Source organism: Brachybacterium tyrofermentans, assembly GCF_039526165.1.
Classification (GTDB): domain Bacteria; phylum Actinomycetota; class Actinomycetes; order Actinomycetales; family Dermabacteraceae; genus Brachybacterium; species Brachybacterium tyrofermentans.
In genome coordinates, this window is sequence record NZ_BAAAIR010000043.1 from 187,535 (window position 1) to 201,841 (window position 14,307).

Annotated in this window: 11 protein-coding genes; 1 reads left to right on the forward strand and 10 read right to left on the reverse strand. The window is 71.0% G+C overall.

Annotation, left to right across the window (positions count from 1 at the left end; genetic code table 11):
- The first annotated feature begins 45 nt into the window (after positions 1-45).
- Positions 46-840, forward strand: coding sequence for an SDR family oxidoreductase (locus tag ABD093_RS12915; RefSeq protein ID WP_193118509.1), 795 nt, complete (start codon positions 46-48; stop codon positions 838-840).
- Between the two features lie 61 nt (positions 841-901).
- Here ABD093_RS12915 and ABD093_RS12920 read toward each other — a convergent pair whose 3' ends face one another.
- The 10 genes from ABD093_RS12920 to ABD093_RS12965 form a co-directional block, all read right to left on the reverse strand.
- Positions 902-1,174 carry a hypothetical protein gene (locus ABD093_RS12920; protein ID WP_343924978.1) on the reverse strand — a complete coding sequence of 91 codons (273 nt, stop codon included), beginning with the start codon at positions 1,172-1,174 and terminating at the stop codon, positions 902-904.
- A gap of 164 nt (positions 1,175-1,338) precedes the next feature.
- Entirely contained in the window at positions 1,339-3,042 is a 1,704-nt protein-coding gene (locus ABD093_RS12925) for a metallophosphoesterase family protein (RefSeq protein WP_343924980.1), read from the reverse strand.
- A gap of 132 nt (positions 3,043-3,174) precedes the next feature.
- Complete coding sequence (locus tag ABD093_RS12930) at positions 3,175-4,170, reverse strand: TerC family protein (protein ID WP_343924982.1); 996 nt, start codon at positions 4,168-4,170, stop codon at positions 3,175-3,177.
- A gap of 123 nt (positions 4,171-4,293) precedes the next feature.
- A complete protein-coding gene (locus tag ABD093_RS12935; RefSeq protein ID WP_193118513.1) occupies positions 4,294-5,145 on the reverse strand; it encodes a CPBP family intramembrane glutamic endopeptidase in 852 nt (283 codons plus the stop codon).
- Positions 5,146-5,403: 258 nt separating this feature from the next.
- Entirely contained in the window at positions 5,404-6,627 is a 1,224-nt protein-coding gene (locus tag ABD093_RS12940) for an aminotransferase-like domain-containing protein (RefSeq protein ID WP_226850638.1), read from the reverse strand.
- 143 nt (positions 6,628-6,770) lie between these two features.
- Positions 6,771-8,342, reverse strand: a complete 1,572-nt coding sequence (gene hutH / locus ABD093_RS12945) for a histidine ammonia-lyase (protein WP_193118514.1) — start codon at positions 8,340-8,342, stop codon at positions 6,771-6,773.
- 85 nt (positions 8,343-8,427) lie between these two features.
- Positions 8,428-9,849, reverse strand: coding sequence for a YjiH family protein (locus ABD093_RS12950; protein WP_343924986.1), 1,422 nt, complete (start codon positions 9,847-9,849; stop codon positions 8,428-8,430).
- A gap of 11 nt (positions 9,850-9,860) precedes the next feature.
- A complete protein-coding gene (gene hutI / locus ABD093_RS12955) occupies positions 9,861-11,138 on the reverse strand; it encodes an imidazolonepropionase (protein ID WP_343924988.1) in 1,278 nt (425 codons plus the stop codon).
- Positions 11,139-11,258: 120 nt separating this feature from the next.
- A complete protein-coding gene (hutU, locus tag ABD093_RS12960) occupies positions 11,259-12,941 on the reverse strand; it encodes a urocanate hydratase (protein ID WP_343924990.1) in 1,683 nt (560 codons plus the stop codon).
- A 295-nt stretch (positions 12,942-13,236) separates the two neighbouring features.
- The coding region (locus ABD093_RS12965; RefSeq protein ID WP_343924992.1) for an ATP-binding protein at positions 13,237-14,307 on the reverse strand (1,071 nt) is incomplete at its 5' end.

Genomic DNA, 14,307 nt, shown 5'->3' on the forward strand with positions numbered 1-14,307 from the left:
GAAAAACAGTGGTCGCCGCGGAGTTCAGGCCTTAGCGTCGGCCCCATGGACTCCCCCACCTCGCACACCACCCCGCCGCTCCCCCGCACCGCGCTGATCACGGGCGTGGGCCGTCGGCGCGGGATCGGCGCCGCGATCGCCCGCGGTCTCGCGGCCGACGGCTATGACCTGGCCCTGAACTACCACGATCCCTATGACCGCCGGGTCCTCGGGGAACCGGCCGACGTGGACCTGCTGGCCGAGGAGCTACGAGCCGACGGGCGCCGCGTCGAACTGATCCCCGGCGACCTCGAGGACCCCGCGGTCCCGCCGGCGCTCGTGACCACGGCCCGGGAGGCCCTCGGCCCGCTCGGCGTGCTCGTGACCTGCCACTGCGAGTCGGTGGACTCCTCGATCCTGGACACCACGGTGGAGAGCTTCGACCGCCACTACGCGGTCAATGTGCGCGCCACGTGGCTGCTGCTGAAGGCCTTCGCAGAACAGGTGGAGCTGGGCCGGGACACTCCCGGTGGTGCGATGATCGCCCTGACCAGCGACCACACGGTGCACAACCTGCCCTACGGCGCCACGAAGGGGGCGCTGGACCGGCTCGTGCTGGCCGGCACCCACGAGCTCGCCGACCGGGACGTGCGCACCAACGTCATCAACCCGGGCCCGATCGACACCGGCTGGATGGACGACGCGATCCGCGCGTCCGGGGCGGCCGCGACGCCCGCAGGGCATCTCGGCGAGCCCGGGACCGTGTCCGACCTGGTGCGCTTCCTGGTCTCCGAGCAGGGCGCCTGGATGCGCGGTCAGCTGCTCTACTCCAATGGAGGGTTCGCCTCGCCGGCCCTGTGAAGGCTGCGGGAACCACGTAGCGGGAACCGGTCAGCAGGAGGCAGGCAGCAGGCGGGACGACTCAGGCGTCGTCGGGATCCGTCGGTCGCACCTGAGGGTCTGCCTGCTGTGCGTCGGGGTCTGCCTGCCGCTCGTCCGGGCCCGTCGGCCGCACGTCGGGGTCCGTCGGCCGCACGTCGGGGTCCGTCGGCCGCACCGCTCCGCAGCGCCAGCAGGGCACGCTCGGATCGCGGGTGCCCTCCCCCTCGGGCATGGCGCCGCACTCCGGACACAGCAGACCGATCCAGCACACCGCCTCCCCGGCAGAGTCGGTCGGGTCGACCTCGTCGTCCACGATTGGCTCCTCGTCCCAGTTCCGCCTGATCCCGCGCTCACGACTCTACGCCGCAGCGGAGAACCACTTCTGGCCTGGGACGATCGCCGGTCCCCGAGCAGCGCCCGCGGAACTGACACCGGCAGCTCCGCGCCGACGGGAGCCTCGCGACCCCCGCCGGGCTCTCAGATACCGCGGCGCAGCGCGAAGACCCCGCCGTGGTCGAGCACGGCCCAGGCCTTCTTGGTGCGGGGATCCACGCCGTAGGTGCCGACGTCGTAGCCCTCGCGGTAGGCACCCTTGACGAACTGCGTGGTGCCGGTGTGATTCCCGGTCACGGCGTTGGACCATCGGCCGCTGTCGGTGCGCTGGGCCACCCCATAGCTGCCGTCGGCGCGGAAGGGACGGGCGTCGCCGGTGAGCTCGAGGACGAAACGGTCGCCCTGCCCGGTCTCGTCCTGGTCGGGGAGCTGCCCGGTGAGATCCTCGTCGTGCAGCGCGATGTTGTGGTGCATCCCGTGGAGGTGGAGACGGTGGGAGGCGTCCCCTGCCTGCGCGGGCTCCCAGCCGGTGACGATGCGCCGGGACATGGTGCGCCCTGCATAGTCGGTCCGCTCGGACGTGTTCGTGCCCTCGATGATCGCGGCGGTGGTGCCCTCGAACTCGTCGGTCACCACGGTGTACCGCTCTCCGGGGGCGACGACGAAGCTGGCACCGTTCAGCGAGCTGCCCCATCCTTCGCGCCAGGACCACCCGGTCTCCGGCGGGGTCGCGGTGAGGGACGCCGGGCCGTAGTCGACGCCCGTGCTCATGGAGAAGAAGTCGACGCTCAGGTTCGGGCCGTCGACGGTGATGACGTAGTGGGTCAGCGTCCACAGCTCCTCGGCGAGGACCGTCTCGGACGGCCCGCCGTAGGTGTCGGCGATCGCCGGCCGATCGGGCGTGTAGAACTTCGAGCTGTCCGAGCCCGCGATCAGCTGTTCGACGCTGTGCCGACCGTCGGTGCTGGTGATGATGGAGCGCTTGTGGTGGTGGTCGTGACCGCCCCAGACGAAGGCGACACCACCTTCGTCGCAGATCCGCAGGAAGCGGTCGACGCCGTCCGGGTTGTCGGAGGGGTCCGCCCCGAACAGGCAGTCGACGTGGTTGCCGCCGATGAGGTTCTTGTGGGCGGCGATGATGCAGTGCATGTCCTCGCTGCGGCTCATCACCCGCTCCTCGATCCAGTCGAGCTGGTCCAGGATGTTGTCCCCCGTCGAGCCCGTGCCGTCGGGGCGGGTGAACTGGTCCAGCATGATGATCCGGACGTTCTTCACATCGAAGGAGTAGGACAGCCCTGCGAGCAGTTCGGACGGGGAGGAGAAGTTCGTGGCGCCGCCCAGCGGATGGTCGCCCTCACCGAGATGCTGGGGGAAGACCTCCGGCAGCTCCTGAGCGGCGGTCTGCGAGGACTCGTGGTTGCCGCGCAGGGTGTAGAAGCCGATCCCGGCGTCGTACAGGGGCTGGACGAGCTCGCCCTTGATCGGCAGGGTGCGCACCTCGGGGCGGCCGTTGTAGCGGTCGTCCTCCACGTCGACGTTGTCCCCGACCTGGATCAGGAAGGCTGCGCCCAGCTCGATCATGCGCTCGTCGATCAGCCGCTGGAGGCCACCGGCAATGGCGCCGGGGTTCTCCCCGTCGGCGTCGGCGCCCCATTGGGTGTCGCACATCAGGCCGAAGGTCCAGGCATCGCCCGACGCCGGAGCCGTCGGAGCCATCGGAGCGGTGGGCGCGGTGGGCGCGGTGGCGGCAGCGGAGGCGGCAGATGCACCCGCACCGGTGCCGAGCGCACCGACTCCGATCGGCAGGCGAAGAACGGTGCGACGGTCCGGACGGGACAGAGCGGACATGAGGTCTCCATATCGGGTCAGCTGGACGTGAACGATCACGCCCGAGGCTAGGCACCTGCCCTCTCGAACAGCTGGCCTCTGACCCAACACCGGATGGCCATCACGCGTACCGGCGACGACCTGACGTCACTCCTACGAGGAGGACCCGCTCTCGACCCGGTTCCTGGAGCTCTTCGGGGGGATCAGCAGGGAGGCGGCGACGGCGGCGCCCATGGCGACCACGATGACGGTCAGCGAGAGCCAGATCGGCACCTCGGGGATCTTCTCCAGCGCGGAGAAGCCGGGGATGAAGTCCAGCGGGGCCTCGTGGATCGCGTGGATCATCAGCTTGATGCCGATGAAGCCGAGGATCGCGGCGATGCCGTAGTGCAGGTAGGCCAGGCGCTCCAGGAGGCCACCGAGCAGGAAGTACAGCTGGCGCAGCCCCATCAGGGCGAAGAGGTTGGCCGTGAACACCAGGAACGGGCTCTGGGTGACCGCGAAGATCGCCGGGATCGAGTCCAGCGCGAACATGACGTCGGTGAGGCCGATCGTGATGAACACCAGCAGCATCGGGGTGAACAGCTTCTTGCCGTTCACGATGGTGCGCAGGTTGTTGCCGTCGTAATGGTCGGAGACGGGGAACAGCTTCCGGACCCCGCGCATGATGAACGAGTCGCCGCTGTCCTCGTCCTCCTCCTGGGTCTGCTTCCAGGCGGTCCACAGCAGGAAGAGGCCGAAGATGTAGAAGATCCACGCGAAGTTGTTGATGAGCACCGCGCCGGCCACGATGAACAGCGCGCGGGCGATCAGCGCGATGATGATGCCCACCATCAGCACTTCCTGCTGGTACTTCTTCGGGACCGCGAACTTCCCCATGATCACGATGAACACGAAAAGGTTGTCGACGCTCAGCGAGTACTCCAGCAGCCAGCCGGTGACGAACTCGGAGGCCGGAGCGATGCCGCCCACGAAGAACAGCACCACGGCGAAGATGAGCGCGAGGCTGACGTAGAACCCGATCCACGCCGCGCACTCCTTCATGGAGGGCAGATGGGGGCGCTTGACGACCAGCAGGAGGTCGACGAGCAGGATGGCCACGAGGACGACCAGTGCCGCGATCTCGAAGCCGAGGTGGAGCTCTCCCATGTGCATTCCTTCGGGTGGTGCGGGCGATCTTCCCGAGGGGACGGGACGGGAGTGCTCGAGCAATCCCGGAGTCAGAGTACTAGGGAGCTCGCCCGGGATCCCCCGGAGTGAGGACCCTCTCCCTCAGCTCTCTCCCGCAGCCCGACGCCTCTCGGTCCGCACCGACGGCAGCACGTGTCCGCGACGGGTCGCGAGCACCAGCATCACGATGCCCACGGCGAAGCCCAGGAGCACTGTGACGAGGGACCCCTCGATCCCCATCGACCCGCCGGTCAGCCAGTCCGGTCCGTTCGTCTCGGCGAGGAGCAGTCCCCTCTGCTCGCCCGTCCCGGACACGGAGGAGGAGAACACGCCGCCCTGCACGGTGTTCCACGCGATGTGGATACCGATCACCAGCCACAGCCGCCGGGTCAGGAGGTAGGCGGCGCCCAGCAGCACTCCCGCCTCGACGACGAGGCCGAGCGCGGTCAGGACCGACGCCCCGGGGTTCGTCATGTGGATCAGCCCGAACAGCAGCGAGGTGATCGCGAGAGCCGCCCAGCTTCCCACCCAGGAGTCGAGCACGCGCAGCAGGACCCCACGGAACAGGATCTCCTCGAGGAATCCGGCACCGATGCCGATCGCGAGCGGCGCCAGCAGCTGCGGCGACGCCGAGAAGCCGGTGACGCGGTAGCCGCCCAGCAGGGCGATCAGGCCGACGGCGAGGGCCATCAGGGCGGTGCCGAGCACCAGCCCCACGGCCAGCTCGGCGAGCTTGCCGCGGCCACGCAGGCCGAGCCCGGGGCTGCCGCCAATCGGGCCGACGATCAGGAGGTAGCCCCCGATGCCGAGGGCGGCGCCCACGCACGCTCCGAGCAGGAGCGCCCACGGACCGCCGAGAAGCGCGGCGAGCCCCGTCATCACCACCTCGGCGACGACGAACAGGACGATGCCGAGCGGCAGCTGGAGTCCGCGGCGGCGATCGCTACGGTCCACGGGAGAAGCGCTCCGGGCGGTGAGAGAGGCGAGGCGAGACGTCGAGGTCGAAGAGTTCACGGAGGTCATGGCGTTGAGCATGCGCCGTGACGGGCGCGCTGTCACTGCCTGCGACACGATCGTCGGGGCAGCCCGACATCGCCCGTCCGGCCACCAGGTCCCAGCGCCATCGATCGCGGACGAATGCGGGCGGACGCGGGCGAGCCCGGTCGGGCCGGCATGGAGCACGGAGACCCGCAGCCACGACGCCGCCAGGTGTCAGCGGGCGTCGTCTCCCGCAGCGGCGAAGACCTCGCCGAGAGTGCGGATGCCGGTCTCGATCTGCTCGTCGGTGGAGCTCGTGAAGCTCAGGCGGAGGGTGCTGCGGCCGTCGCCGTGGGCGAAGAAGGGCTGCCCGGGGACGTAGGCGACCCCGGCCCGGACCGCCGTGTCCAGCAGGGCGCCGGTGTCGATCGCCCTGCCGGCCGTCGTACGCGGCTCCTCGGCCCCGGATCCCAGCTCGATCCAGCAGAACATGCCACCGTCGGGCTCGCTCGCCTGCGCATCCGCCGGGAAGTGCCGGCGCAGGGCGCTCGCCATGACGCCGGCCCGGTGCCCGTAGGTCTCCCGCAGGCGCTCGAGCTGCTGCGGGAGCACGTCCTCCACGAGTGCGTGGACGATCATCTGGTTGAGGGTCGGCGAGTGCAGATCGGCCCCCTGCTTGGCGAGCACGAGCCGGTCGATGACGTGCCGGGGCGCCTGCACCCAGGCGTCGCGCAGGCCGGGCGCGAGAACCTTCGAGAAGCTGCCGAGGTGGACGACGTGCACGTCATCGAGCGAATCTGCCTGCTCGCGAGCGAGCTCGAAGAGGGTGGGCAGGTGCTCACCGCGGAAGCGCAGTTCGTTGTACGGGCCGTCCTCGAGCACCGTGACGCCATGGCGACGGGTCACCTCGAGCAGAGCCCGACGCCGTTCCAGGGGCAGGGTGCGGCCGGTCGGGTTCTGGAACGACGGGATCGTGTAGAGGAGCGTCGCGGGCGTCCGCTCGAGCTGCTCGGCGAGGGCCTCGGGGATGATCCCGTCCGCATCGCTCGCGATCTCGACGAACTGCGCGCCGTAGGGGCTCATGGCCTGGAGCGCACCGAGGTAGGTGGGCTGCTCGACGAGGACCACGTCGCCCGGATCCAGCAGCACACGGGAGACGAGGTCCAGGCCCTGCTGGCTCCCCGACGTGATCTGCACGCGATCCGCGGTGGTCCCGGCGCGGTCGGCGATCCACTCGCGCAGCGGCAAGTGGCCCTCGGTGGTCGAGTACTGCAGCGCCTCGCGACCCTGCGTGCTGAGGATGCTGTCGGTCGCGGCCTGGATCTCCTGCAGCGGGAACAGCTCCGGGGCGGGAAGGCCACCGGCGAAGGAGATGACGTGCGGCTGCTGGGTGACCTTGAGGATCTCTCGGATGGCGCTCGAGGTCATCCGCCGGGAGGCGGAGCTGAGGGGGATCATCCGTCGCACCCTACTCAGCGTTCCACCGGCGCGGCGGGTCGTCTCAGTGCCGTCCCGAAGCCGACTCAGCGCCGTCCCGAAGCCGGCTCAGTGCCTGCTCAGCGTCGGTTCAGCGCCGCTCAGCGCCGCTCAGGGCACCACGGTCACCGCAGCTCCCCGGCGACCTCCTGCACCGCTGCCAGCACCGTCCCGTCCAGCAGGCGGGCCTCGGCCTCGGCGATGTCCGGGGCGAGGAAGCGGTCCGGGCCGGGGCCCTGGACGGTGCGGCGCAGCACGGCGACCGCAGCGGCGCTCGCGGCCGACGGGGCCAGCGGCGCGCGCAGGTCGATCGCGCGGGAGGCGGTGAGCAGCTCGATGGCGAGCACGCGGCGCAGGTTCTCCACGCTCGTGCGCAGCTTGCGGGCGGCGTGCCAGCCCATCGACACGTGGTCCTCCTGCATCGCGGAGGACGGGATCGAGTCCACGCTGGCCGGCACCGCGAGCCGCTTCATCTCCGAGACCAGGGCGGCCTGGGTGTACTGGGCGATCATGAAGCCGGAGTCCACGCCCGGGTCGTCTGCCAGAAACGGCGGCAGCCCGTGGGAGCGGGACTTATCCAGCATGCGGTCGGTGCGACGCTCGGCGATCGAGGCGAGATCCGCGGAGACGACCGCGAGGAAGTCGAGCACGTAGGCGACCGGTGCCCCGTGGAAGTTGCCGTTGGAGGTGACGGTGCCGTCCTCGAGCACGACGGGGTTGTCGATCGCGCTGGCGAGCTCGCGCTCGGCGACCGTGCGGGCATGGTCGATGGTGTCGCGCACGCCGCCGGCGACCTGCGGGGCGCAGCGCAGCGAGTAGGCATCCTGCACGCGCGAGCCCTCCGCGGCGACGTCGGCGATGATCGGCGAGCCCTCGAGCAGGGCGAAGATGTTGGCGGCCGACGCCTCCTGGCCCGGATGCGGGCGCAGCGGCGCATGCAGCTCGGGGCGGAACACGGAGTCCCGACCCCGCAGGCCCTGCACGGTCAGCGCCGTGGTGAGATCCGCGGTGCGCACCAGCTCGTCGAGGTCGGCGATGGCCATGAGCAGCATGCCGAGCATGCCGTCGGTGCCGTTGATCAGTGCGAGGCCCTCCTTCTCCTCGAGGAGCACGGGCTCGATCCCGGCCTCGGCGAGCAGCTCGGGCACGGGGCGCTCCACGCCGTCGCGGTCGCGGGCGCGCCCCTCCCCCATCAGCACGATCGCGCAGTGGGAGAGGGGGGCGAGGTCGCCGGAGCAGCCCAGGGACCCGTACTCGTGGACGATCGGGGTGATCTGCGCGTTCAGCAGCGCGAGGATCGTCTCGACCACGACGGGGCGCACGCCGGTGCGGCCGGAGGCGAGGGTGCGGGCGCGCAGCAGCATCAGGGCGCGCACCACCTCGGTCTCCACCTCGGGCCCGGCGCCGGCGGCGTGGGAGCGGATCAGGGAGCGCTGCAGGGCGTGGCGCATGGACGGCTCGATCGCCGTGTCCGCGAGGGCGCCGAACCCGGTGGAGACCCCGTAGACCGGTGCGTGGCCGGGGGCGGCGAGGGCGTCGATGTGCTCGCGCACCGCGGCGACCTGCTCACGGGCCGCGGGATCCAGCTCGACGGGGGCGAGACGGCGGGCGACCGCGAGGACGTCGGCCGCAGTGAGGCCGGAGCTGGCGAGAGCGACCGTGCGGTCGTCGGTGGAGCGGGCGGTGGTGCTGGTCATGGGGTGCCTTTCGGTCGGCGGAGGGGCTGACTGGGGTGCTGACTGGTGCGGGCGGAGAGGGGGTGCCGGCGTGATCGCGCGCCGGTCAGAGCAGCAGGTGTGCGAGGGGTGCGGTGAGGAGGATCGTGAGGATCACGCGCTCGAGCCACAGGATCACCAGGCGCCCCACGTTCACGGGGATCGAGGTGGCCAGGATCGAGGGGACCAGCGCGGAGAAGAACACGATCTGCGAGACGGCGGTGACGCCCACGGTGAAGCGGAGCACCTCGGACTCGTGGCCCGCCACCACCGTGGCCGGCAGGAACATCTCGGCGATGCCCACCGCGACGGCCTTCCCGGCGAGCGCCGGGTCCGGCAGGCCCACGAGCGCCGCGACAGGCACGAAGATCCAGCCGATCAGGTCGAACACCGGGGTGTAGGTGGCCAGCAGCAGGCCCGCGAGGCCGATCGACAGAATCGAGGGGACGATGGCGGAGCTCATGAGCACGCCGTCCTTGAAGGTCGACCAGGTCCCGCGCACGAGGCCCGGGGCACCGGCGAGGGCGCGCATCGCCTCGTCCCAGGCATGGGCGAAGCGGTTGCCGGTGGGGACGGGTTCTGGTGCGTGGTCGACGCCTTCGAAGGGTTCGTCGGGCACCCCGCGCAGCGGCGGGATCCGCACCGTGATCGCCGTGACCGCGAAGGTCACCACCAGGGTGAGGAAGAAGTAGAGGGTCCAGTGGTGCATGAGGTCCAGCGTGCTGGCCACGATCACCATGAACGTCGCCGAGACCGTCGAGAAGCCCGTGGCGATGATCGCCGCCTCGCGGCCGGTGTAACGGCCTTCGCGGTACACCTTGTCGGTGATCAGCAGCGCGAGGGAGTAGGAGCCGACGAAGGAGGCGACGGCGTCCACCGCGGCGCGGCCGGGGACCTTCCAGAGGGGTCGCATGATCGGCTGGACCAGCACGCCCACGAACTCCATCAGCCCGTAGTTGATCAGCAGGGCGAGGAATACGGCGCCGACGGGCACGATCAGGCCCACCGGGATCGCGAGCTTCTCCCACAGGAACGGCCCGATGTCGGGGTTCGCGAGCGGGCCCGGGTAGTAGCCGGCCGCAGCGCAGACCGCGACGACCAGGCCCACGACGTTGGCGAGGGCGAAGACGGTGCGCAGGGCGCCCTTGCGCCAGGAGCCGGTGACGAAGGGGCGGATCGTGCCGAACGCGACGAGAGCCACGACCACCCACGGCACAGCGGCGCCGAGCACCCACTGCACGAGGGTCAGCACATGGTCGACGAGGATGGTGGACTTCCCGCCGATCTCGATCGACACGAAGAACATCGCCAGGCCGATCGCGCTGTAGAGCAGGAAGCGCCAGCGGTGAGGAGGGATCGCCCGCTCGGTGCCGTCGGCCCCGATCACGGAACCGGCGCGGGCGGTGGCGGAACCGGTGAAGTACTCATCGCCCGAGGAGGCGCGGGCGTCCTCGGGTCCAGGTGCGGCGAGAGCGTCAGGCGTCGTCATCGACGGCCTCCTCAGGGGGTCGGGGCCCCGTGCCGCCACACCTGATGGGTGAGCGGCATACCGGGACGATAGGCGAGATGGATGGCGGCGGGGGCGTCGAGCACGTGCAGGTCGGCGCGGGCGCCGACGGCGAGGTGGCCGACGTCGCTCCGGCGAAGGGCGAGGGCCCCGCCGCGGGTGGCGGCGCGGATCGCCTCGGCGAGCGAGAGGTGCATCTGCAGCACGGCGGTGGCCACGCAGAAGCCCATGGCGCTCGTGTAGCTGGTGCCGGGGTTGCAGTTGCTCGCGATCGCGACGGCCGCTCCGGCGTCGAGCAGGTCGCGGGCCGGGGCGAGCGGGGCGCGGGTGGAGAGGTCGCAGGCCGGGAGCACGGTCGCGACCGTCGGCCCGGCGTCGACCGCGAGGCGGCCCGGCACGTCGGTCGCGCGGGTGGCGTGCGAGGCGGTCGCCGCGAGCGCGTCGACGTCGTCGGTCGAGAGGTGGTTGACGTGGTCCACGCTCGCGGCGCCCAGCTCGGCGGCGAGCGCGACGCCGCCGGAGCGGCCCAGCTGGTTGCCGTGCACGCGCAGTCCCAGCCCCGCCGCGGCACCGGCGCGCAGCACGCGCTCGGACTGCTCGGGGTCGAAGGCGCCGGCCTCGCAGAACACGTCGATCCAGCGCACGTGCGGGGCGACGGCGGCGAGCATCTCCCCGCTGACCAGCTCGACGTACCCCTCGGCGCCGGGCCGGCCGTCGCGGCCGTCGAACTCCGCGGGCACCAGGTGGGCGCCGAGGAAGGTGGCCTCGTCGAGCTCGCCGGACTCCACGAGGGAGGAGGCCAGGCGCGCGGAGCGCAGCTCGTGCTCGAGGGTGAGGCCGTAGCCGGTCTTGGTCTCCATCGTCGTGGTGCCGCCGGCGACCGCCTCCGCGATCCGACCCCGGACGAGCTCGCGCAGGCGCTCGTCGGTGGCGGAGCGGGTGGCGCCGGTGGTCACGCCGATGCCGCCCGCGGCATAGGCCTCCCCGGCCATGCGGGCCTCGAACTCGGCGGCACGGTCGCCGTCGAAGATCAGGTGGGAGTGCGAATCGACCCAGCCGGGGAGCACCGCGCGACCGTTCACGTCGACCCGGCGATCGGCCGACGGGGCGTCGGCCGCGCAGCCGGTCCAGGCGATCACGCCGTCCTCGATGACGAGGGCGGCGTCGTGCAGCACCTGGGAGTCGGCGACGCCGTGCGGGGTCGAAGGATCGTCGAGTGCGGGATCGAGGGTCCACAGCTCGCTGATGCCGGTGATCAGGGTGCTGGCCATGACGGTGCCTCCTGCAGGTGAGGGTGGGGAGAGTATGCCCCGGGGGCCGGTCCGACCTCCCGCGAGCTGTCGGAACGCTCGGACGAGGTCGGGCCGGCCCCCGGGCAGGACGGGGCGTGGTCAGTCGCGGCGGGTGGGGGTCATCGGGACCCGCACCCCGCGCTCGTGGGCGACGTCGTCGGCCCGGGAGTATCCCGCGTCGACGTGGCGGATCACGCCCATCGCCGGGTCGTTGGTGAGCAGGCGCTCGAGCTTGCGCCGCGCCAGCTCGGTGCCGTCGGCGACGCCCACCTGCCCGGCGTGGATCGAGCGGCCGATGCCGACGCCGCCGCCGTGGTGGATGGACACCCAGGTCGCGCCGGACGACGCCGCGGTCAGGGCGTTCAGCAGCGGCCAGTCGGCGATCGCGTCGGACCCGTCGAGCATCGACTCGGTTTCCCGGTACGGGGAGGCGACGGAACCGGCGTCGAGGTGATCGCGGCCGATGACGAGGGGGGCCTTGACCTTGCCGTCGCGCACGAGGTCGTTGAAGAGCATCCCGGCGCGGTGGCGGTCGCCGTAGCCGAGCCAGCAGATGCGGGCGGGCAGGCCCTCGAACTCGACGAACTCGTTCGCCGCGTCGAGCCAGCGGTGCAGGTGCTCGTTCTCGGGGAAGAGCTCCTTGAGCGCGGCGTCGGTGACCGCGATGTCCTCGGGGTCACCGGAGAGGGCGACCCAGCGGAACGGGCCGAGGCCCTCGCAGAACAGGGGACGGATGTAGGCGGGGACGAAGCCGGGGAACTCGAAGGCGCGGTCGTAGCCCGCGTGGCGGGCCTCGTCGCGGATCGAGTTGCCGTAGTCGAACACCTCGGCGCCGGCGTCCTGGAACTCGACCATCGCGTGCACCTGGCGGGCCATCGACTCGCGGGACTTCTTGGTGAAGCCCTCCTCGTCGGCCTCGGACTCGCGCTGCCAGTCCTCGACGGAGACCTCGAGGGGCAGGTAGCTCAGCGGGTCGTGGGCGCTGGTCTGGTCGGTGACGATGTCGATCTCGATGTCGCCCGCCTGATGGCGCTCGAGCAGGGCCGGGAAGATCTCCGCGGCGTTGCCGACGATGCCGATCGAGAGGCCGCGCTTCTCGGCCTTCGCGGCGTTGGCGCGGGCGATCGCGTCGTCGAGGTCGTCGGCGATCTCGTGGCAGTAGCGCTTGGCGACGCGGCGCTCGAGGCGGGTGCGGTCCACGTCGGCGATCAGGCACACGCCGTCGTTCAGGGTAACGGCCAGCGGCTGCGCGCCACCCATGCCGCCGCAGCCGCCGGTCAGCGTGATCGTGCCGGCGAGCGTGCCGCCGAAGCGCTTCTGCCCGATCGCGGCGAAGGTCTCGTAGGTGCCCTGGAGGATGCCCTGGGTGGCGATGTAGATCCAGGAGCCGGCGGTCATCTGGCCGTACATGGTCAGGCCCTCGGCCTCGAGCCGGCGGAACTCGGGCCAGGTCGCCCAGTCGCCCACGAGGTTGGAGTTGGCGAGCAGCACGCGCGGGGCCCATTCGTTGGTGCGCAGCACGCCGACGGGCTTGCCGGACTGCACCAGCAACGTCTCGTCGTCCTCGAGGTCCTCGAGGGTGCGGACGATCGCGTCGAACGCCTCCCAGGAGCGGGCCGCGCGGCCGGTGCCGCCGTAGACGACGAGGTCATCCGGGCGCTCGGCGACCTCGGGGTCGAGGTTGTTCATGAGCATCCGCAGCGGGGCCTCCGTCTGCCAGGACTTCGCGCTGAGGGTGGTGCCGCGGGCTGCGCGGACGGGGCGGGCTCCGGGGAGGGTCATCATCGGCTCCTGGTGTCGGGGACTGCTCGGGAGGTTCCGAGGGGTCGGCGTGTTCCCACCAGGACACCACCGCCGACGGGGCGGGTCGAGACCGCGGAGAGCGGTTGTGTCCGGGATACCGGACAGTGTCGTCCGGGTGGATCAGCCGTCGTGACGCAGAGGCACCGTGGCGACGGGCCGTCCCGGGGCAGAACGCACCATCGCGCGGGCCTCCGCAGAGTCAGGCGCTCAGCCCACCCCGGAGAGTCGTCACACGCAATGACAACAGCTGCTCCGCCGTGCCGGCTCCGCCACGTCAGCCGCCCTCGCCGGCCAAGCCTTCGAGGGCGTCGTGAGCGGCGTGCTCTCGCAGGTGGTCCGCGGTATAGGGGATGGTGAAGCGGACCTTTCCGTGGCCGGCCGACTCGATGATGCCGTCACGGATCAGTCGTCGGCGGTACTCGCCGGCGTATTGGGCAGTCACGTCCATGCGCTCGGCGATCTTCCCGGTGCGGGAGGGCCCGTCATCCTGAGCCATGGCGAGCAGGTAGGTGCGGTCGACGCTCGACAGAGGCCGCAGCGCTGGAGTGTGGACATGTCGGCCGAGGCGACGGCGCGCGGCCGCGATCCCGGCATTGACCTCGTCCGTGGTGATCGGACCAGTGGCCTTGTGAGCCTTGAGAGAGTGGTAGCCCACGAGCTGGAGCATAAAGGGGTACCCGTCGACAGCATCGGCCGCGAGGTCGAGGGCTTGGACGTCGATCTCACGGCCGCTGTCGGCGATCGTTCCGGCGAGGGCCGCTCGGACATCTGCACGGCTCACGCGACCGACGGGATAGTGCTCGGCGCGGCGCAGGAACGTCGCTCCGGGATGGTCGAGGAGCTCTTCGATGGGAGTCGAGAGCCCCGCGCCCATGAAGGCAAGGAGTCGCTCCTCCCGGCGGCCGTACTGGATGATCTCGCCGACCTTGCGAAGGTCTTCGATATCGGCAGCCTGAACCTCATCGATGGTGATGACGAGGCCTCGGCCGGAGGGCCGGAGAGCATCGGTGAGCTCGGTGATCTGCGATCGGAGTGTGGACTCGGCGGGATAGCGCTCGGTCCAGGAGACACCACCTCCGAGAGGGCCGACGGTGCCGCTCGCGGACTCGAGCCGTGTCCGCGGTTCGTCGGAGTGGTCACGGAGCAGGCGGGGCAGATGATCTCGCGTGAGTCGCTCCAGGAGTCCGGCGCTGGAGCTCTCGGTGATGACCAGCCATCCAGCGCTTTCAGCGGCCCGCCTGTAGGAGTCGAGCAGCACCGTCTTGCCCATCCCCCGCTGGCCGGACAAAAGGGGCTCTTCCCGGTTCGTGGTGATGGGGAGCGTCGCGTCGTTGACGTAGAACGG